Annotated in this window: 18 protein-coding genes; 11 read left to right on the top strand and 7 right to left on the bottom strand. The window is 74.2% G+C overall.

The features are described 5' to 3' along the window. The first annotated feature begins 163 nt into the window (after window positions 1-163). Both K1J57_RS14435 and K1J57_RS14430 read left to right on the top strand, forming a co-directional pair. Window positions 164-1,519 (top strand): hypothetical protein, encoded by a 1,356-nt coding sequence (locus K1J57_RS14435; RefSeq protein ID WP_220564928.1) that lies wholly within the window; start codon window positions 164-166, stop codon window positions 1,517-1,519. Window positions 1,520-1,638: 119 nt separating this feature from the next. After that, window positions 1,639-2,676, top strand: a complete 1,038-nt coding sequence (locus K1J57_RS14430) for a site-2 protease family protein (RefSeq protein WP_220564927.1) — start codon at window positions 1,639-1,641, stop codon at window positions 2,674-2,676. Between the two features lie 98 nt (window positions 2,677-2,774). Here K1J57_RS14430 and K1J57_RS14425 read toward each other — a convergent pair whose 3' ends face one another. Further along, window positions 2,775-3,311 carry a hypothetical protein gene (locus tag K1J57_RS14425; RefSeq protein ID WP_220564926.1) on the bottom strand — a complete coding sequence of 179 codons (537 nt, stop codon included), beginning with the start codon at window positions 3,309-3,311 and terminating at the stop codon, window positions 2,775-2,777. After that, complete coding sequence (gene mshB, locus K1J57_RS14420) at window positions 3,308-4,174, bottom strand: N-acetyl-1-D-myo-inositol-2-amino-2-deoxy-alpha-D-glucopyranoside deacetylase (RefSeq protein ID WP_220564925.1); 867 nt, start codon at window positions 4,172-4,174, stop codon at window positions 3,308-3,310. The genes K1J57_RS14425 and mshB overlap by 4 nt, the downstream gene beginning before the upstream one ends. 160 nt (window positions 4,175-4,334) lie before the next feature. Between mshB and K1J57_RS14415 the strand changes: the two genes are divergently transcribed. Beyond that, the gene (locus K1J57_RS14415) at window positions 4,335-6,545 is read left to right on the top strand and encodes a S9 family peptidase (protein ID WP_220564924.1); all 2,211 of its coding nucleotides are present in this window, start codon (window positions 4,335-4,337) and stop codon (window positions 6,543-6,545) included. Window positions 6,546-6,588: 43 nt separating this feature from the next. On the opposite strand, the gene K1J57_RS14410 is transcribed toward K1J57_RS14415, so the two are convergent. Both K1J57_RS14410 and K1J57_RS33480 read right to left on the bottom strand, forming a co-directional pair. Next, the gene (locus K1J57_RS14410; RefSeq protein ID WP_220564923.1) at window positions 6,589-8,415 is read right to left on the bottom strand and encodes a serine/threonine-protein kinase; all 1,827 of its coding nucleotides are present in this window, start codon (window positions 8,413-8,415) and stop codon (window positions 6,589-6,591) included. 25 nt (window positions 8,416-8,440) lie between these two features. After that, a complete protein-coding gene (locus K1J57_RS33480) occupies window positions 8,441-10,120 on the bottom strand; it encodes a serine/threonine-protein kinase (protein WP_255647055.1) in 1,680 nt (559 codons plus the stop codon). Window positions 10,121-10,253: 133 nt separating this feature from the next. On the opposite strand from K1J57_RS33480, the gene K1J57_RS14400 reads away from it, so the two are divergent. From K1J57_RS14400 to K1J57_RS14365, 8 genes are all read left to right on the top strand, one after another. Further along, window positions 10,254-10,628 carry a DUF3054 domain-containing protein gene (locus K1J57_RS14400; RefSeq protein ID WP_220564922.1) on the top strand — a complete coding sequence of 125 codons (375 nt, stop codon included), beginning with the start codon at window positions 10,254-10,256 and terminating at the stop codon, window positions 10,626-10,628. Window positions 10,629-10,676: 48 nt separating this feature from the next. Then, window positions 10,677-11,072: a hypothetical protein gene (locus tag K1J57_RS14395; protein ID WP_220564921.1), complete on the top strand. Its 396-nt coding sequence runs from the start codon at window positions 10,677-10,679 to the stop codon at window positions 11,070-11,072. A gap of 22 nt (window positions 11,073-11,094) precedes the next feature. Further along, window positions 11,095-11,772 carry an RNA methyltransferase gene (locus K1J57_RS14390; RefSeq protein ID WP_220564920.1) on the top strand — a complete coding sequence of 226 codons (678 nt, stop codon included), beginning with the start codon at window positions 11,095-11,097 and terminating at the stop codon, window positions 11,770-11,772. Window positions 11,773-11,827: 55 nt separating this feature from the next. Then, the gene (locus K1J57_RS14385) at window positions 11,828-12,460 is read left to right on the top strand and encodes a GNAT family N-acetyltransferase (protein WP_220564919.1); all 633 of its coding nucleotides are present in this window, start codon (window positions 11,828-11,830) and stop codon (window positions 12,458-12,460) included. An 82-nt stretch (window positions 12,461-12,542) separates the two neighbouring features. Then, the gene (locus K1J57_RS14380; protein WP_220564918.1) at window positions 12,543-13,178 is read left to right on the top strand and encodes an N-acetyltransferase; all 636 of its coding nucleotides are present in this window, start codon (window positions 12,543-12,545) and stop codon (window positions 13,176-13,178) included. 22 nt (window positions 13,179-13,200) lie between these two features. Then, the gene (locus K1J57_RS14375; protein WP_220564917.1) at window positions 13,201-14,190 is read left to right on the top strand and encodes a hypothetical protein; all 990 of its coding nucleotides are present in this window, start codon (window positions 13,201-13,203) and stop codon (window positions 14,188-14,190) included. Continuing rightward, window positions 14,187-14,384, top strand: a complete 198-nt coding sequence (locus K1J57_RS14370) for a CopG family transcriptional regulator (protein WP_220564916.1) — start codon at window positions 14,187-14,189, stop codon at window positions 14,382-14,384. Before K1J57_RS14375 ends, K1J57_RS14370 begins: the two co-directional genes overlap by 4 nt. Then, window positions 14,381-14,764: a type II toxin-antitoxin system death-on-curing family toxin gene (locus tag K1J57_RS14365; RefSeq protein ID WP_220564915.1), complete on the top strand. Its 384-nt coding sequence runs from the start codon at window positions 14,381-14,383 to the stop codon at window positions 14,762-14,764. The genes K1J57_RS14370 and K1J57_RS14365 overlap by 4 nt, the downstream gene beginning before the upstream one ends. Before the next feature lie 169 nt (window positions 14,765-14,933). Here K1J57_RS14365 and K1J57_RS14360 read toward each other — a convergent pair whose 3' ends face one another. The 3 genes from K1J57_RS14360 to K1J57_RS14350 are packed head-to-tail and all read right to left on the bottom strand — an operon-like array spanning window position 14,934 to window position 18,258. Next, window positions 14,934-15,680, bottom strand: coding sequence for a succinate dehydrogenase/fumarate reductase iron-sulfur subunit (locus K1J57_RS14360; protein ID WP_220564914.1), 747 nt, complete (start codon window positions 15,678-15,680; stop codon window positions 14,934-14,936). Then, the gene (locus tag K1J57_RS14355) at window positions 15,677-17,623 is read right to left on the bottom strand and encodes a fumarate reductase/succinate dehydrogenase flavoprotein subunit (protein WP_220564913.1); all 1,947 of its coding nucleotides are present in this window, start codon (window positions 17,621-17,623) and stop codon (window positions 15,677-15,679) included. The genes K1J57_RS14360 and K1J57_RS14355 overlap by 4 nt, the downstream gene beginning before the upstream one ends. Next, on the bottom strand, window positions 17,623-18,258 hold the full coding sequence (locus K1J57_RS14350) for a succinate dehydrogenase cytochrome b subunit (protein WP_255647052.1): 636 nt from the start codon (window positions 18,256-18,258) through the stop codon (window positions 17,623-17,625). The genes K1J57_RS14355 and K1J57_RS14350 overlap by 1 nt, the downstream gene beginning before the upstream one ends. Window positions 18,259-18,377 lie beyond the last annotated feature (119 nt).

Here is an 18,377-nt window from a genome sequence, read left to right as displayed (position 1 = left end):
GGAGGCATTCTTCGGCCCCACCGGGGTAGGACAGGCTCAGTCCCGACGGCCGCCCCCTGCCGTCCGCGACCACGCAGCACCGCGAAGTACCGCGCCCCCGACGGCACCCCCCGGCGGACACGCGGGCGCCAACCACGGGGTTTCGGGGAGGTCGGCGCCGTCCATGGGTGAAGCAGTAGCGTCCGCGCTCGCCGAGCTGGCCCGGCGCGACGGGCGGTCGGCGGAGATGGCCCGGCAGGCCCTGGACACGCTGGCTCCGGGCAACGACCTGGAGGGCCTCAACCAGCACGCCGTCCAGCGGTTCTGCTGGTTCGAGCTGCCCGCCCGGTTCTCCCGGGCCGACCGGGAGCCCGCGCTGCGCGCCCTGGGCTCGCTGTTCTCCCTGCTCCAGCTGCACCGGTACGCGCAGATCTGCGCGGCCCCGGCCACCGCCCACCTGCTGTCGGCCCACGAGAGGGACCACGGCGCCGGGGTGGCCGTGTACGAGCGGCTGATGTGGGAGTCCGGGGTGGAGCCGCCGGACCTGCCCGAGCTGACCTGGGGCACCGTGGTCGGCGACGCCGAGATCCGGGCCCGGCAGGAGACCGCCTCGGCGCTGGAGCTGGCGATCGTCCTGGGCGACGTGCGGCCCGGGAAGCAGGGCTGGCGGCACGCCCAGGAGCGGTTCACCCGGTCCTTCCTGACCCGGCCCGACGACCGCGGGCTCAGCCACCTGGACCGGATCCGCGAAGAACGGGTGCGGGCCTGGCTGTCCTCGCCCGCCCACCCCCACCGCAGGCACCTGTGGCCGCTGGTGGGCCGGATCATCGCCGGCGCCGACGTGCCGCGCACCGCCGACACCGCCATGGCCCCCCTCCAGCGGCTGCTGGACCTGGCCGAGGACGGGATCGCGCTCACCCAGATCGGCTACATCTCCCCCGGGGTGGTGCGGTCGATGTGCGAGGACTTCGGCTGGCGCACCTCCCCCGAGCCGCCGCGCAGCGAGACCGACGCCACCCAGCTGATCGCCCTGCACCAGATGATGCGGGGGATGCGGGTGGTGCGCAGGTCCGGCCGCCGCCTGGTGCTGACCCGGCGCGGGCGCCAACTGCGCGCCGACCCCGAGGAGATGTGGCGGGCCGCCACCGAGACCCTGTGCCGCACCGGCGGCCCCGAGCAGGCGGCCGCGGAGACCCTGCTGGGCATGCTGCTGTCGCGCACCCCGCAGGGCAGCGGCTCGCACTCCCGGCGCGGGGAGTCGGACATGATCGCCGCCGAGCAGCTGCTCACCGGGTCCGGGTGGACGCCGCCCGAGCCGCAGAGCCCGTCGGGGCGGCACGCCGCCTCGCACCGGCGCACCGCCGAGGCCGCCTCCGACCAGGTGCGCGCCATGGTGATGTCGGTGAGCTGGCTGCTGGACGCGCTGGGGCTGCTCACCGAGGACGACGGCTGCGGCCACCGGGAGCTGACCGCCGCCGGGCGGGTGTTCGCGCTGGCCAGCCTGCACAAGTCGGCGGTGGCGCCGCGCGCGGTGGTCTGACCGGCGGCCCGGCGGGAGGGGGCCGGAACGGCGCACCGCTGCCGGGCACCCGCTGCGGACCGGTGCCCGGCAGGGCCTAACCTGGAGCGCGGACAACCCGCGCGACCAGCAGGAGCATCATGCCCACGCCCGAACCGGCCCCGGGGTCGGAGCCGACCGACGCGCCCGACACCCCGCGCACGGACACCGCCGACCCCTGGGAGCGCATGCCCGAGGGCGCCCTCAACCGTCCGGAGCTGGCCGAGCGCGGACCCGGCACCGGGGCGCCGGCCAAGGAGGCCGGGAAGCCCGGCGAGGGCGGCGGGGACGACGCGGAGGACTCGGGCCCCGGGGACGGGGGCGAGGACGGGGAACGCTCCGGGGGCGTGTTCGACTTCCTGCCCAGCCCGGTGTTCGTGCTGGTGCTGGGCCTGACCGTGTTCGCCGGGTGGCTGTCCTGGCGGGCCGTGGAGCTGGACTGGGCCCCCGAGGGCACCAACGTCACCCCGCTGCTCCCGCCGCTGTTCATCCTGCTGGGCTGGATCGTCTCCTGCGCCGTGCACGAGTACGCCCACGCGCTCGCCGCGCACCTGGCCGGCGACCGCTCCCAGCGGGGCGGCGCCTACCTGCGCCTCAACCCGTTCGGGTTCCGGCACGCCTTCGCCGGGACCGTGCTGCCCGTGCTCTACCTGGGCTTCGGCGCCTTCGGCCTCAACGGGCCGCCCGCGTTCGTGGCGTGGGACCGGATCCCGCGCGGGCGGCGGGCGATGGTCGCGCTGGCCGGCCCGCTGGCGAGCCTGGTGCTGGCCGCCGCGCTGGCCGTCACCGTGTCGGTCCTGGTGCCGCCGGGCAACGACACCACCAACTGGGCGATCGCCGGGCTGGCGTTCCTGGCCTTCCTCAACCTGACCTCGGCGCTGGTCAACCTGCTGCCCGTCCCCGGCCTGGACGGCTTCGAGGTGCTCGCCGCCGCGCTGCCCGAGCGGCGGTGGGTGTCCGCCGCCCGGGTGAACGCGCTGTTCGGCTCCGTGGCGGTGTTCGCCGTCCTGTGGTTCCCGGCCCTGCGGGACCTGTGGGTGGGCGCGGTCTACACGCTGTTCCGGACCGTCATGCCCAACCCGACGTTCGAGGGCACCGTGTTCCTGGGCGAGCTGCTGCTCCAGTTCTGGAACGCCTGAGCCGCCGCCCCCGCGACGTACGGCGAAGGGCCACCGCCGCGCGGCGGTGGCCCTTCGTCGTACCCGGGGTGTCGTCGCCCGGGCCCCCGGGCCCGGGGTCAGGCCCGGTCGTTCCGGGCGGCCGGGGAGGACGCGGCCGGGAGCCCGGCCAGGAAGGGGTTGCTCCCCCGCAGGCCGCGCACCACCGCCACCGCCAGTACCACCATGGACCCGAAGAGGTAGCCGTAGTGGAGCAGGTGGCTGGTCAGCACGATGTCGCCGCCCGGCATGTACATGGTGAGCACCATGGCCACGGCCACGAAGCCCAGGGAGAAGGCCACCCCGCCCGAGACCCCGCGGGCCCCCCACGCGCACAGGCGGCACAGGCCGTACAGGGCCCCCAGCAGTGCGAGCAGTCCCGCCACGCCCAGCACCTGGGCGAGGGGCCCCGCCTCCCAGTAGCGGGTCAGCCAGCCCGCGCCGGTCGCCGACAGCAGCCCGACCGCGGCCCCCGACGCCGCGAGCACCGGGAAGGTGAGCGCGGTCAGGACCGCGGCCAGCACGGGGTCGTCCTGTCCGGGAGCCTCGTAGGGGGCCGGGGAGGCCCCCGCCACCGGGGCGGGGCCGGGCCGGACGCCGCCCTCGCCCGCGCTCACAGGCCCTCGAAGAGGTCGGTCTCGAACTCTCCTGCCGCGCGGCGCCGGGTGGGTCCCAGCAGCAGCGTGAAGTACTCCACCGCGTCGATCTCCTGGGCGATGTCGTTGGACAGGGCGAAGCGCTCGCCGTCCACCGTGATCTGGGTGGCGTGGGCGCGCATCGCCAGCGCCTTGGCCGCCCAGTGGTCGGTGGCGTCGATCCGGGTGGTGACCAGCTCGTCCGGGGTACCCCGGGCGATGTCGGACACCGCGGCGGGCGGGGTGAACGGCCCCGCCTCCTCGTTGAGCCGGGCGATGGACGCCTCGATCACCGACACCGGCTGGGCGATCGCGTAGAGCTTGCGGACCTGCCACGGCGTGCCGGGCATCGACCGCTCCCCCGCCTTCACACAGGCGCGCCGGGTGATCCGGTGGGCCTGGACGTGGTCGGGGTGGCCGTAGCCGCCGTACTCGTCGTAGGAGACCACCACGTGCGGGCGGACCTCCCGGACGATCTCCGCGAGCAGGCGGGCGGCCTCCTCGGCGTCGGCGTTGCAGAACGCCTCGGGGCGCTCCGCGGAGGGCGTGCCCGCCATCCCGGAGTCGCGGTAGTGCCCGGCGCCGCCGAGGAACCGGTGGTCGCGCACCCCCAGGGAGACGCAGGCCTTGTCCAGTTCGCCGACCCGGTGGTCGCCGAGGGTGTCGTCGCGGTCGGCCGTCAGGTGCGCGAGGTCGGCGGGGATGACCTCGCCCTCCTCGCCCAGGGTGCAGGTCACCAGGGTGACCCCGGCACCTTCGGCCGCGTACTTCGCCAGCGTGGCCCCGGTGACGATGCTCTCGTCGTCGGGGTGGGCGTGCACCATCATGAGTCGTCTGTCGGTCACCACGTGGTGAACAATACCGGCCGCATGCCCGCGATTCCTCCCGAACGGCCAGGTGGGGCGCGGATTCGGCGCGGAAGCGGGTACGGACGCGGGGCGCGGGCGGGGGCGCCCGTCCACAGGGGCCGCGCGGGAACCGGAGATGTGGGCCACAATCGGACCCATGAGCTTTCCTCGCCAACAGGCACGTACCCAGCGCTTCACCATCGGCGTCCCGCGCTCCTTCGAGGTGTCCCCGGACGGGCGGCGCGTCGCCTTCCTGAGAGGGCGCGACGGCGTCGACACCGCCACGTGCCTGTGGGTGCACGAGGCGGAGGAGGACACCGAGCACGTGGTCGCCGACCCGCGCGCGCTCGGGGCCGACGACGAGGACCTGCCGCCGGAGGAGCGGGCGCGCCGGGAGCGGCTGCGCGAGAGCGGCGGCGGCATCGTGTCGTACTCGGTGGACGAGGCGTTCACCCGCGCCGTGTTCGCCCTGTCCGGCCGGCTCTTCTACGTGGACCTCGTGGGCGACCGCGCCGAGCCGCGCGAGCTGCCCGCCGCCACCCCGGTGGTGGACCCGCGGATCAGCCCGGCGGGCGACCGGGTCGCCTACGTCAGCGGCGGCGCGCTGCGGGTCATCGACGTCGCCGGCGCCGAGCCCGACCACGGCGACCGGGCGCTGGCCTCCCCCGACGGCGACGGCGTCACCTGGGGCCTGGCGGACTTCGTCGCGGCCGAGGAGATGGGCCGCTACCGCGGGTTCTGGTGGGCGCCCGACGGCTCGGCGCTGCTGGCCGCCCGGGTGGACGAGTCCCCGGTGGTCCGCTGGTACGTGGACGACCCGGCCGCCCCCGAGCAGGAGCCCACCGCTCTGCGCTACCCCGCGGCGGGCACCGACAACGCGCGGGTGCGGCTGGCCGCCCTGCCGGTGGCGTCCTCCGCCGCGTTCCGCCGGGAGGGCGCCCCGGAGCCGGTGTGGATCGACTGGGACCGGGAGGCGCTGCCCTACCTGGCCACCGCCGGGTGGACGACCGGCCCGGACGGCTCGCCCACCGTGGTGTTCACCGCGCAGAGCCGCGACCAGCGCACGCTCACCCTGTTCGGCGCCGACCCCGCGACCGGGCTGGCCATGGAGACGCGCACCGAGACCGACGGCGTGTGGGTCGAGCTGATGCCGGGCGTCCCCGCCCACACCGCCGCGGGCGACCTGGTGTGGATCGGCCGCGAGGGCGGGACCGGCGAGCGCCGGGTGTTCGTGGGCGCCGACGCCGTCAGCCCCGCCGACGTGTACGTGCGCGGCGTGGTGGACGTGGACGGCGACCGGATCCTGTACTCGGGCTCGCCCGCCGACCGGCCCGGCGACGTGTCGCTGTGGCTGGTGGACCTGGGCACCGGGCTGTCCGCCCCGGTCGAGCTGCCCGGGCACGGCTGCTCGACGACGGCCGACGCCTCCGCCCACAGCGGCCTGCGCTCGGGGCGGCTGCGCGGCGGCACCCTCGTGGTGCAGCACCGGTCGATGGAGTTCCCCGGGGTGCGCACCCTGGTGGTGCGCGGGGCGGCCACCGAGACCCGGCGGGCCTTCGGGTCCATCGAGAGCCTCGCCGAGACCCCGGACCTGCCCGAGCCGCGGGTGGAGTTCTGGCGGGCGGGCGAGCGGGGCATCCCGTGCGCGCTGGTGCTGCCGTCCTGGTTCCGGGAGGGGCAGCGCCCGCTGCCGGTGCTCATGGCGCCCTACGGCGGCCCGCACGCCCAGCGGGTGCTGCACGCGCGCGGCGCGTTCCTGACCGCCCAGTGGTACGCCGACCAGGGGTTCGCGGTGGTCATCGCCGACGGCCGCGGCACCCCCGGCATCGGCGTGGAGTGGGAGCAGGAGATCCACCTGGACCTGGCCTCGGGGGTGCTGGAGGACCAGGTCACCGCGCTGCGGGACGCCGCGGAGCGGTTCGGCTGCCTGGACACCTCCCGGGTGGGGATCCACGGGTGGTCGTTCGGCGGCTACCTGGCGGCGCTGGCGGTGCTGCGCCGCCCGGACGTGTTCCACGCCGCGGTGGCGGGCGCCCCGGTCATCGACTGGCGGCTGTACGACACCCACTACACCGAGCGGTACCTGGGGCTGCCCCAGGACGACCCGGGCGTGTACGAGCGCAGCTCGCTGCTGGAGGACGCGGCCAAGCTGGAGCGCCCGCTGATGCTGATCCACGGCCTGTCCGACGACAACGTGGTGTTCGCCCACACGCAGCGGATGTCCTCGGCGCTGCTGGCGGCGGGGCGCAGGCACACGGTGCTGCCGCTGTCGGGGGTGACCCACTCGCCGTCGGACCCGACGGTGTCGGAGAACCTGATGCTGCTCCAGGTGGAGTTCCTCAAGGACTCCCTGCGCGACGGGGCCTGACCGGCCCCGGGCCGGGCGCCCCGGGGGCGCCCGGCCGGCGGGGTCAGTAGGTCGGGGCGGCGGCGATCTCGGACTCGTCGGGGACCGGGATCTCCACGGGCTGCCCGAAGACGAACGCGATCCGCTCGTACTCGGCGTCCTCCTCCATCTCTCCGGTGGACCCGTAGGAGTGGAAGTGCTGGAGGTTCCCCTCCTCGTCCACCCAGACGTCGAAGGTCACCTCGGTGTCCTGGCCCCTGACCTCGGCGGGCGCGGTGCCGGTGTAGTGGTGGCCGCTGCGGCCGGTCACGTCGTAGGCGTCCTGCATCTCCTGGGGGTAGTCCTCGTAGGGCGTGGGCTCCACCCCCAGGTAGGTGATCTCGGCCTCCTCCACGAGCACCTCGTCCACCGAGGCGAGCACACGCTCCCACCACTCGCCCGGGTTTCTCTCCGTGGCCGGGTCGTCCGGCCCGGGGCGGTAGTAGTCGCCCTCGACCACGCCGACGAGGTTGGAGTCGGTGCGGGCCAGCACGTCGTCGGGCCCCTCCCCGACGTGCAGGGTGAAGTAGATGGCCGGGCCCGCGTTCATGACCATCTGCCGGACGGGCTCGGGGTCCTCGGTGTACCGGAGGAGCACGTTCGAGTTGTCCTCGAAGGTCTCGGCCGACCGCTCGAAGTGGCTCACCTCGAACTCCGGCGCCTCCTCCGCCAGGGCGACGGCCTCGGTGATGACGGCCGCGCCGTCCGCCGGGTCCCGGGCGACCGCGGGCCCGGCGGGCTCGGAGGCGTCGGCGGACTCCGGGGCCGCCTCCCCCGGGTCCCCGCCGGGGTCCGCCTCCCCGCCGTCCGGGCGCACGATGAGGAACGTCGCGACCAGGGCCGCGACCAGGCCCGCGGCGCCGGCGGAGACCAGGAGGGCGCGCCGCGGCCGGCGGATCCGCTCGGGCGCGCCCGCGGTCACGCCGCGCCATTCGGCGGCGAGCATGGCGGGCACCACGCGGGTGGGGTCCGAGGCCGGCGGGGCGTCCACGCGGGTGGCGCTCCACGCCCCGGTCACCTCGGCCAGGACCTCTGCGGCGGTGGGCCGGTCGGCGGGGTCCTTGGACAGGGCTCGGCGCACCGTCGGCAGCAGTTCCGGGGGCAGCCCGGTCAGGTCGGGCTCCTCGGTGCGGGTCCGGTGGACCACCACCTCCACCGGGCCGCCGGCGAAGGGGTCGCGTCCGGTGGCCGCGAACGCCACCAGGCAGGCCCAGGCGAACACGTCGGAGCGGTCGCTCGCCGGGACGCCGTTGTACTGCTCCGGCGCCATCCAGCCCGGGGTGCCGAACAGGCCGCCGGTACGGGTGAGGGCGGTGCCGTCGGTCGCCCGGGCGATGCCGAAGTCCAGCACCTTGGGGCCGCCCGGCGACAGGATCACGTTGCCGGGCTTGAGGTCGCGGTGCACCACCCCCGCCGCGTGGATCGCCACCAGGGCCTCGGCCAGGCCCGCGGCCAGGGAGACCGCCATCCCCCCGGTGAGGGGGCCGTTCTTGCGGACGTGGACGCGCAGGGTGTCGCCGGGCACGTACTCGGTCGCCATCCAGGGCGCCTCGGCGCCGGTGTCCGCCCCGAAGTAGGCCGCGGTGCAGGTGGCGCTCACACTCGCGACCAGGGAGACCTCTCGGGCGAACCGGGCCCGGAAGTCCGGGTCGGCGGCGTACTGGGGATGGACGACCTTGACGGCGGCGCAGGACCCCGCGGGGTCGATCCCCGCGTAGACGGCGCCCATGCCGCCGGCCCCGATGCGCCCGACGACCCGGTAGGGGCCGATGCGCTCCGGGTCCGTGGCGGCGGGCGGGGTCGCACCCGGGGGCAGGCTGTTCTCGTCGAAGGGGCGGGGGTCGGGGTTCAAGGGGGGATCTCCTCAGCAGGGGTCGTCAGGTGGGGCTGATGATGCAGCCCTCGGGCTGGCCGCCGAAGGCGGGGTCGTAGCGGCCCAGGTACGGGAAGCCGGGGTAGGGGTCCCTGAGCGGCCCCGAGCCCTCGGGGGCGCCGTGGCAGAAGCCCCCGGGCTGGTCCGCCGGGGCACTGCGGTCCTCGCCCAGGGCGGCGTCGGGCAGGTAGTAGACCCTCCCCCCGGGGATGCCGAAGAAGTTCACGGAGAACTCCGCCACGGGGTCGTCCGGGCCGGTCTCCGCCAACTGCCCGGCCTCGCTCGACCTGGCGAAGTCGAGCCGTTCGTCGCCCTCGGTGAAGTACTGGACCCAGGCGAAGTCCCGTCCGTGCACGCGCAGCGACCCGAAGTCCGGCAGGTACTCCACCCGGACCTCGACCCTCAGGGTGCCGGTGTGCTGGCTCGATCCGGCGAAGGTGATCCGCATCTGGTCGAGGGTGGTGCCGTCGGCCCCGACCAGGGAGCGGACGACCGTCGGCTCGGTGTCGGAGGCCGGCTCCACCACCACGGTGCCGTTCTCGTAGAGGTCGCGGTACTCCTCCGGGACGTCGGCTGGTACCGGGTCGGCGGCCGTCCCCTGGGCGGGGTCGGCCGAGGGGTCCTCCGCGGCGGAGCCGCCGGAGGTCCCCCCGCCGGCCGGGCCGTCCGGGGGCAGCAGGGCGGACGCGGTGGCCGCGGTGACGGCGACCGCCGTAGCGGCGGCGGCCATCGCGAGGACGCGGCCGTGGCGGCGCGCCCAGGGGCGGCGGGGCGGGGCGATCCGCACCCAGGATTCCGGGACGGCGTCCACCGGGGGCAGGACGGCGGCCCAGGGCCCCACCACGGTCTCGGGCAGGGCCGCGGCCGCCTCCGCGGCGGAGGGCCGCCGGGCCGGGTCCTTGTCCAGGGCGGCGGCCAGGACCGGGCGCAGCGCGTCGGGGACGCCGTCGAGGGCGGGCGGGGCGGACAGCACCGCCGAGATCACCCCCTCCTCCGTGCCCGAGCCGAACGGGCCGCGGCCGGTGGCGGCGAACACCGCCATGCACGCCCAGGCGAACACGTCGGAGCGGTCGCCGGCGGCCTCCCCCCGGTACTGCTCGGGGGCGATCCACCCCGGGGTGCCCACCAGGGCGCCGGTGCGGGTCAGCGCGGTCTCCTCCGCGGCGCGGGCGATGCCGAAGTCCAGGACCCGGGGCCCGTCCGGGGACAGGATGACGTTGCCGGGCTTGAGGTCGCGGTGCACGACGCCCGCGGCGTGGATCCCGGCCAGCGCCCGCGCGGTGACGCGGGCGAAGTCGGCGAGGAACCCGGCGGGCAGCGGGCCGCCGCCGCGCACCCGGGCGTCCAGGGTGGGGCCGGGCACGTACTCGGTGGCCAGCCAGGGGACGCCGGCACGGGTGTCGGCGGCCAGGAAGCGCGGCACGCCCTCGCCCCGGACGCGGCGCACCAGCCGGACCTCGCGGGCGAAGCGGTCGCGGAAGTCCGGGTCGGCCGCGTACATCGCGTGGACGAGTTTGAGGGCGGCGCGCCGGTCGCGGTCGTCCAGGGCGGCGTACACGGTGCCCATGCCGCCGGCGCCGAGGCGGCCGACGATCCGGAAGGGGCCGACGGTGCGGGGGTCCCCGGCCTGCAGGGGGGACACGCCGACGGGGCCCGGCCGGTGGGGCGTCGGGGGGTGGTTCAAGGGAACGTCGATCCTCGCTCGGTTCCAGGGGGTGGGGGTCACCTTCCGTGACCGCTCCTTACGATACCGAGTTCCGGAAAAAGGTTCCCGGGGCCGACGGGGGATCGCGTGCGGGCGGTCGTAACCTGGGCCCATGCGTTCGTATGCGGCTCCCCTGGCCCTGGTGGCCGACCTGGTGTGCGTCCTGGTGTTCGTCGTGATCGGGAAGACCGACCACGGGACCGGTACCGCGGTCGGGGCGGTGCTGTCGACCGCGTGGCCGTTCCTGGCCGCCGCCCTGCTGGGGTGGGCGGCGTCCCGGGCCTGGCGCGCGCCGGCGGCACTGTGGCCGACGGGGGTGTTCGTGTGGGCGATCACCGTGGTCGGGGGCATGCTGCTGCGGCGGTTCGTGGGCGAGGGGACGCCGCTCTCCTTCGTGATCGTCACCTCGCTCTTCCTGGCCGCCGCGATGCTGGGCTGGCGGGTGGTCGCACTCCTGGTCACGCGGAGGCGACAGAGAGCCGCCTGATCGGCCAGACTGGGAGGAGAGCCCGCCCCCAGCGAGAAGGAGCCCCCTGTGGCCGATCCCGTCACCATCGCCCTGGCCACCGCCGTCGTCACCGGCATGGCCTCCAAGATCTCCGAGCGCGCGAGCGAGGCCGTCGGCGAGGGTCTGAAGCGGCTGCGGCGGGCCGTCTTCAAGCGCTTCCGCGGCGACGAGGCGGCCCAGGACGCCCTGGACGAGGCGATGCTCGACCCCGACGACCTCGCGGCCGTCGAGGCGGTGGCAGGGCACCTGGAGCGGATCGCGGCCCAGGACCCGGAGATCGGCGCCCTCGTGCGGGAGCTGGGCGCGCAGGTCGAGGTCGGCCAGGAGGGCGAGGGGAACGTCGTCAACCAGATCCACGGCGACGTGAGCGGCCGCGCCAGGGTCGTCCAGGGCCGGGACTTCCACGGGGACATCCACCTGTAGGCGGTACCTAAGCTGGGGTGCGATGAACGAGAACCCCGGCACCCCTGGTGAGGACGAGGCGCGCGAGGTCGGCGTCGGCCCCTGGACGGGCCCCTGGCCCGAGGGCGACCACTACGACCCCGAGCTGCTGGCGGGCGGCGACCGGCGCAACGTCGTGGACCGCTACCGCTACTGGCGCCGGGAGGCGATCATCGCCGACCTCGACACCGTCCGGCACCCGTTCCACGTCGCGGTGGAGAACTGGTCCCACGACTTCAACATCGGTTCGGTGGTGCGCACCGCGAACGCGTTCGGGTGCGCCGCCGTGCACATCGTGGGGCGGCGCCGGTGGAACCGGCGGGGGGCGATGGTCACCGACCGCTACCAGCACGTGCACCACCACCCGGACACCGGGGCGCTGGTGGAGTGGGCCGCGCGGCGGGACCTGCCGCTGATCGGCATCGACAACCTGCCCGGCGCGGTGCCGCTGGAGACCTACCCGCTGCCGCGGGACGCGGTGCTGGTGTTCGGCCAGGAGGGCCCGGGGCTGTCGGAGGAGGTGCGCTCGGTGTGCCGCGCGGTGCTGTCGATCGCCCAGTTCGGGTCCACCCGGTCGATCAACGCGGGGGCGGCCGCGGCGATCGCGATGCACGCCTGGGTCCGGGCGCACGTTTTCGACCAGAAGGTGCCGGAAACGGTCACACCCCAGCGGCTCCCGTGACTCATTCGTGATCTAACATGGCCGGGTAGACGACCCCCTATTGGAGAGTCAACGCATGACTGCGACTGTGACCGCCGGTTCCCGGGCCGCGACGACGGAGGACGTGCCCGGGGTGGCGCGCGTTCTGAGCCGGGCCCTGTACGACGACCCCCTCTTCGAGTGGCTGTTCCCCGACCTCGAACTGCGGATGGCCAGGACCCGCCGCATGCTGGCGCTGACCGCCGGGTTCGGCTACGTGCCCTTCGGCGACACCCGGGTCGTGGAGGTCGCCGAGGAGGGCTCGGACCCCGTGGTCCGCGGCGCCGCGCTGTGGGCCCCCTACACGACCAACCCCGAGGGCCGCCTGGTGTCGCTGCGCATGTGGCCGCACTGGGGCCAGCTGCTGGGGCGGGCCCGGGCGACGGGGTTCGTGCGGGTGTTCGCGGAGTGGAAGATCGCCGCCCCGCAGGAGCCGCACCTGTACCTGGCGGCGCTGGGCGTGGACCCGGCGATGGCCGGGACCGGCCTGGGCGGCGGGCTGCTCACCGCGGGCCTGGACCGGGCGGACTCCGCGGGCCGGCCGGTCTTCACCCAGGTTCTCAACGAGAAGAGCCTGGGCTTCTACGAGCGCTTCGGCTTCCGGGTGGTCGGCGAGGCGTCCACCCCGGACGCGGTGACGAGCTGGTTCCTGCGGCACGACCCCTCCTGAGACCGGCCCGGACCGGGCACGCGGCCCCTCCCGTGACCCAGCCGTGAACCACCGTGGGGCCGCCGAACGAGGGGACACCACCATGACCAGCGCGCCGACGCGCACCGTGCGCACCGCCACCATGGACGACCTGCCGGGGGTGGCGCGCGTCCTGGGACGCGCCTTCCAGGACGACCCGCTGTTCCTGTGGCTGTTCCCCGACGACGAGCGCCGCGTCGCCCAGGGCACCCGGGCCAGTGCCCTGATGGCGGGCTTCGTGTACGTCCCCCTGGGGTACTCCGCCCTCGTCGAGGCCCGGGAGGACGACGACCGCGGACCGGTGGTCCGGGGCGCCGCGCTCTGGTCGCCGCCGGCCGGGGAGGGCGGGGGCGCGGCCGCCGCCCTGCGCTCCCTGCCGCACTGGCTGGAGCTGGTGGGCCCGGCACGCCTCCCCCGGATCCTCCGCTACTTCTCCGCCCTGGCCGCGCACGCCCCCCGGGAGCCGCACTGGCACCTCCAGGTGCTGGGCGCCGATCCGGCGGCGGGGCGCTCTGGGATCGGGGCCCTGCTGCTCCGGGCGGGCCTGGAGCGGGCCGACGCCGACGGGGCCCCGGTGTACCTGGAGACGATGAACCCGGCCAACGTCGCGTACTACACGCGCTTCGGGTTCGCGGTCACCGACACCGTGGCCGAGCCGGGCACCCCGCTCACCCACCTGATGCTGCGCCCGCCCGCCTGAGGGCCGTGCCATCCTGGCCCGTATGGACATCCGCGGGATCTCGCACCACGTCGACCACCTGACCGAGGAGCGCGCCGCCGCGGACATGCGCGCCATCCGCGCGGAGCTGCACTGCACGGCGGTGATGCCCATCGGCTCCGACCTCGCGCGCCTGCGCGCCGCCTCGGAGGCGGCGCTGGCCGCGGGCCTGGAGGTCTGGGTGCGGCCGCGCTGCGCGAACCGGCCGGCCGCCGAGCACATGGAGCACCTGGCGGCGGCCGCCGCCATGGCCGAGGAGCTGCGCGCCGCCCACCCGGGGCGTGTCACCCTGCTGGTGGGGACCGAGTTCTCGCTGACCGCCCCGGGCCTGCTGCCGGGGCCGGGCGAGTTCACCCGGGTGCAGGTCATCCGGCGGCCCCGGCTGCTGCGCCTGTTCTCCCGGCGGATGAACCGGCGGCTGCGCACGCTGCTGGAGACGTCCCGCGAGGTCGCCCGGGAGCACTTCTCCGGGCCGCTCACCTACGGCGCGGGGCCCTGGGAGGACGTGGACTGGTCGGGGTTCGACGTGGCGGGGGTGAACCTGTACCGCCAGGGCACCGACACCGAGGGGTACGCCCGCCGCCTGCGGGAGCTGGTGGCGCGCCTCGACCGGCCGCTGGTGGTCACCGAGTTCGGCTGCGGCGCCTACCGGGGCGCCGAGGTGCGCGGGGCGGGGTCGTTCTTCGCGGTGGACTGGTTCGCCGATCCGCCCCGGCTGCGCCGGGGGATCGTGCGCGACGAGTCCGTGCAGGCCCGGTACCTGGCGGAGCTGCTGGAGCTGTACCGGGAGAGCGGCGTGCGGGGCGCGTTCGTGTTCACGTTCTCGATGCCGGGCTTCCCCCACAGCCCGGACCCGGAACTGGACCTGGACGCCGCGGGCTTCGGCGTGGTCCGCCCCTCCGCGGACCTCTCCTCCTGGGAGCCCAAGCAGGCCTTCCACGCCGTCGCGGAGCATTACGCGGACGCCGGGGACGGCGATAGCCTCCGGGCATGAACCTCACCCTGGACCTTCCCCCGGACCTGTGGGAGCACCTGCGCGAGATCGCCGGCTCCGAGGGCACCGACGTCGGAACGGCGGCCGTCGCCGCCCTGCGCGACCACCTGGACCTGCGCCGCGCCCAGGTGCGCCGGTGCGCCGAGGAGATCGCGTCCGAGGACGCCGAACTGCTGGCGAGGCTCGGCGAATGACCCGGCACCTGACGCGCGGCGACGCGCTGGAGATCGCCGGCGTGATCCTGCCGCCGAACGTGTCCGTGCGCGACGCCGACCTGCTGGACGCCGCCCTGGCCCGCCCGGGGGACACGGCCTTCGGTGCCGAGGCGTACCCGGACCCGTGGCTCAAGGCGGCGGCGCTGCTGCGCTCGGTCCTGATCGGGCACCCGCTGTCGGACGGCAACAAGCGCCTGGCCTGGACCTCGGCCAAGGCGTTCCTGCGGCTCAACGGGGTCGCCTGGGGTCCGGTGGACCAGGACGCCGCCTACGACCTGGTCATCGCGGTCACCACCGGGGAGCTGGTGGAGGTCGCCGAGATCGCCGAGCGGCTGCGGGGCCTGCCCCCGCGGGCATGACCGCCCGGACACGGCAAAGGGTCGCCCTGGAGGGGCCGGGGCCGGGAAAGGGCGTCACCGGGGCCGGTCCGCCGGCGCCCCGGACCGGCCCGGCGGGCGCGGAACCCCGGACACGGGGAGGGGCCGCACCCCGGCAGGGGTGCGGCCCCGGGCCTCGCGGGGGTGTCGGCTAGCCGACGCCCTTGGCGAGGGACCCCAGCAGGTCGCGGTTGAGCTGGGAGATGGTGTCCAGCGGGATGCCCTTGGGGCAGACCGCCGCGCACTCACCGATGTTCGTGCAGCCGCCGAAGTCCTCTTCGTCGTGCTGGTTGATCATCTTGACCACGCGCGAGGCCCGCTCCGGCTGCCCCTGCGGGAGCATGCCGAGGTGGGTGACCTTCGCGGCGGTGAACAGCATGCCGGAGGCGTTCGGGCAGGCCGCCACGCACGCGCCGCAGCCGATGCAGGTCGCGGCGTCGAACGCGCGGTCCGCGTCGGCCTTGGGCACCGGGGTGGCGTGGGCGTCCGGGGCGGTACCCGTCGGGGCGCTGATGAAGCCGCCCGCCTGGATGATCCGGTCGAAGGCGCCGCGGTCCACGACCAGATCCTTCACGACCGGGAACGCCTTGGCGCGCCACGGCTCCACGGTGATGGTGTCGCCGTCCTTGAAGCTGCGCATGTGCAGCTGGCAGGTGGTGGTGACCTCGGGGCCGTGGGCCTCGCCGTCGATCACGACGCCACAGGCACCGCAGATGCCCTCCCGGCAGTCGTGGTCGAACGCGACCGGCTCCTCGTTCTCCAGGGTGAGCTTCTCGTTGAGGACGTCCAGCATCTCCAGGAAGGACATGTCCGGGGAGACGTCCGTGAGCTTGTAGGTGACCAACCGGCCCTGGTCGTCACGGCCCTTCTGGCGCCATACGCGCAGGGTGATGTTCACTTGTAGCTCCGCTGCTTCATCTCGACGTACTCGTACTCCAGGGCTTCCTTGTGGAGTACGGGCTTGCTGCCATCGCCACCGAACTCCCAGGCCGCGACGTAGGCGAACTGGTCGTCGTGGCGCAGGGCCTCGCCGTCCTCGGTCTGGCTCTCGGCGCGGAAGTGGCCGCCGCAGGACTCGCGGCGGTGCAGGGCGTCGATGCACATGAGCTCGCCCAGCTCCAGGAAGTCGGCGACGCGGCCGGCCTTCTCCAGGGCCTGGTTGAGCTCGTCGTTGGTGCCGAGCACCTTGACGTCGCGCCAGAACTCCTCGCGCAGGTTGCGGATGAGCTCGATGGCCTTGGTGAGGCCCTCCTCGTTGCGCTCCATGCCGCAGTACTCCCACATGATGTGGCCGAGCTCCTTGTGGAAGGAGTCGACCGTGCGGGAGCCCTGGAGGGACAGGAGCTTCTCGATCCGGGAGGTGACCTGCTCCTTGGCGGCGGCGGCCTCGGGGTGCGACTCGTCGATCTTCTCGAACGGCCCGCTCGCGAGGTAGTCGTTGATGGTGTTGGGCAGGACGAAGTAGCCGTCGGCCAGGCCCTGCATCAGCGCGCTCGCGCCCAGGCGGTTGGCGCCGTGGTCGGAGAAGTTGGCCTCACCGGTCACGAACAGGCCCGGGATGGTGCTCTGCAGGTCGTAGTCGACCCACAGCCCGCCCATGGTGTAGTGGACGGCCGGGTAGATGCGCATCGGAACCTCGTACGGGTTCTCGCCGGTGATGCGCTGGTACATGTCGAACAGGTTGCCGTACTTGGCCTCGACGGCCGCCCGTCCCATGCGCTGGATCGCGTCGGCGAAGTCCAGGTAGACGCCCAGGCCGCCGGGGCCGACGCCGCGGCCCTCGTCGCAGACGTTCTTGGCGGCGCGGGAGGCGATGTCACGCGGCACCAGGTTGCCGAAGGACGGGTAGATGCGCTCCAGGTAGTAGTCGCGCTCGTCCTCGGGGATCTGCCGCGGGTCGCGGTCGTCGCCGTGCTGCTTGGGCACCCAGATGCGGCCGTCGTTGCGCAGCGACTCGCTCATCAGGGTCAGCTTGGACTGGTAGTCGCCGCTGACCGGGATGCAGGTGGGGTGGATCTGCGTGTAGCAGGGGTTGGCGAAGAGCGCGCCCTTGCGGTGCGCGCGCCAGCTCGCGGTGACGTTGCAGCCCATCGCGTTCGTCGACAGGAAGAACACGTTGCCGTAGCCGCCGGTGGCCAGCACGACCGCGTCCGCGAAGTGGGTCTCGATCTCGCCGGTGACCATGTCGCGGGCGATGATGCCGCGGGCCTTGCCGTCCACCACGATCAGCTCGAGCATCTCGTGGCGGGTGTTCATCTGGACGGTGCCGGCCGCGATCTGCCGCTCCAGCGCCTGGTAGGCGCCGATCAGCAGCTGCTGCCCCGTCTGGCCGCGGGCGTAGAAGGTGCGGGAGACCTGCACGCCGCCGAAGGAGCGGTTGTCGAGCAGGCCGCCGTACTCGCGCGCGAAGGGGACGCCCTGGGCCACGCACTGGTCGATGATCTCGACGCTGGTCTGGGCCAGGCGGTACACGTTCGACTCGCGGGAGCGGAAGTCGCCGCCCTTGACGGTGTCGTAGAACAGCCGGTAGATGCTGTCGCCGTCGTTGCGGTAGTTCTTGGCCGCGTTGATGCCGCCCTGCGCCGCGATGGAGTGGGCGCGGCGCGGGCTGTCCTGGTAGCAGAACGAGGTAACGTTGTAGCCCGCCTCGCCCAGGGTCGCGGCCGCCGAGGCGCCGGCCAGGCCGGTGCCGACGATGATCACGGAGAGCTTGCGCCGGTTCGCGGGGTTGACCAGCTTGGCGGAGAAACGGCGCTTGTCCCAGCGCTCGTTGATCGGCCCCTCGGGGGCCTTCTCGTCCCGGATCGGGTCGCCGACGACGAAGTAGTCGGTGTCAGACATTACTTACTCACCAGTCCAAAGGTGACCGCCAGAGGCGGGAGCAGGAAGCCGATGGTCACGATCAGCGAGACGGCCACGGCCACCGCGTTGATCTTGCCCTGGCGGGACGCCTTGTTCGCGCCGAGCGTGGCCATGGCACTCCAGATGCCGTGCCGGAGGTGGAAGCCGACCGCGATGACGGCGGCGACGTAGAACAGGGTCACGTACCAGAACTCGGGCTGGAACCCGTTCACGAGCCGCTCGTAGGGGCTGTCGGACTTGCCGCCGGGCGCGATGGCGTTGACGGTCAGGTGCAGGATGTGGAAGACCACGAAGAGCGCGATGAGGACGCCGCCGTACCGCATGGTGTAGGAGGCGTAGGTGCGCTGGACGCGCTTCTTCACCTGGTAGCGGTTCTGCCGGGCGCGGCCGGCACGGCGCCACAGGATGACCACCGCGTAGATGTGGATGAGGACGCTCGCCAGCAGGACGACGCGCGCGATCCACAGGAAGCCGGACTCGGGCAGGAGCGGGTAGCCCAGCTCGCGCAGGCCGTGCGCGTAGCCGTCGAACGCCTCCTGGCCCGAGAAGACCTTCAGGTTGCCGTACATGTGCGCGATCAAATACAGCACGAGGATCGTCCCGGTGACAGCCATCGCTGACTTGAGTGCCACCGTGGACCCGTAGGCCGTAGACCGCTTCTTGGTCAAGGTACTGTTCGCCACAGCCTGCCACTTTAAATTCGAGTTAAGCCCGACGTCTAAGGCATCAGGAC

This window comes from Nocardiopsis sp. MT53, assembly GCF_019598965.1.
In the GTDB taxonomy this organism is placed as follows: domain Bacteria; phylum Actinomycetota; class Actinomycetes; order Streptosporangiales; family Streptosporangiaceae; genus Nocardiopsis; species Nocardiopsis changdeensis.
Note: the sequence above shows the minus strand (reverse complement) of the source record. Positions and strands in the feature narration are given on the sequence as shown.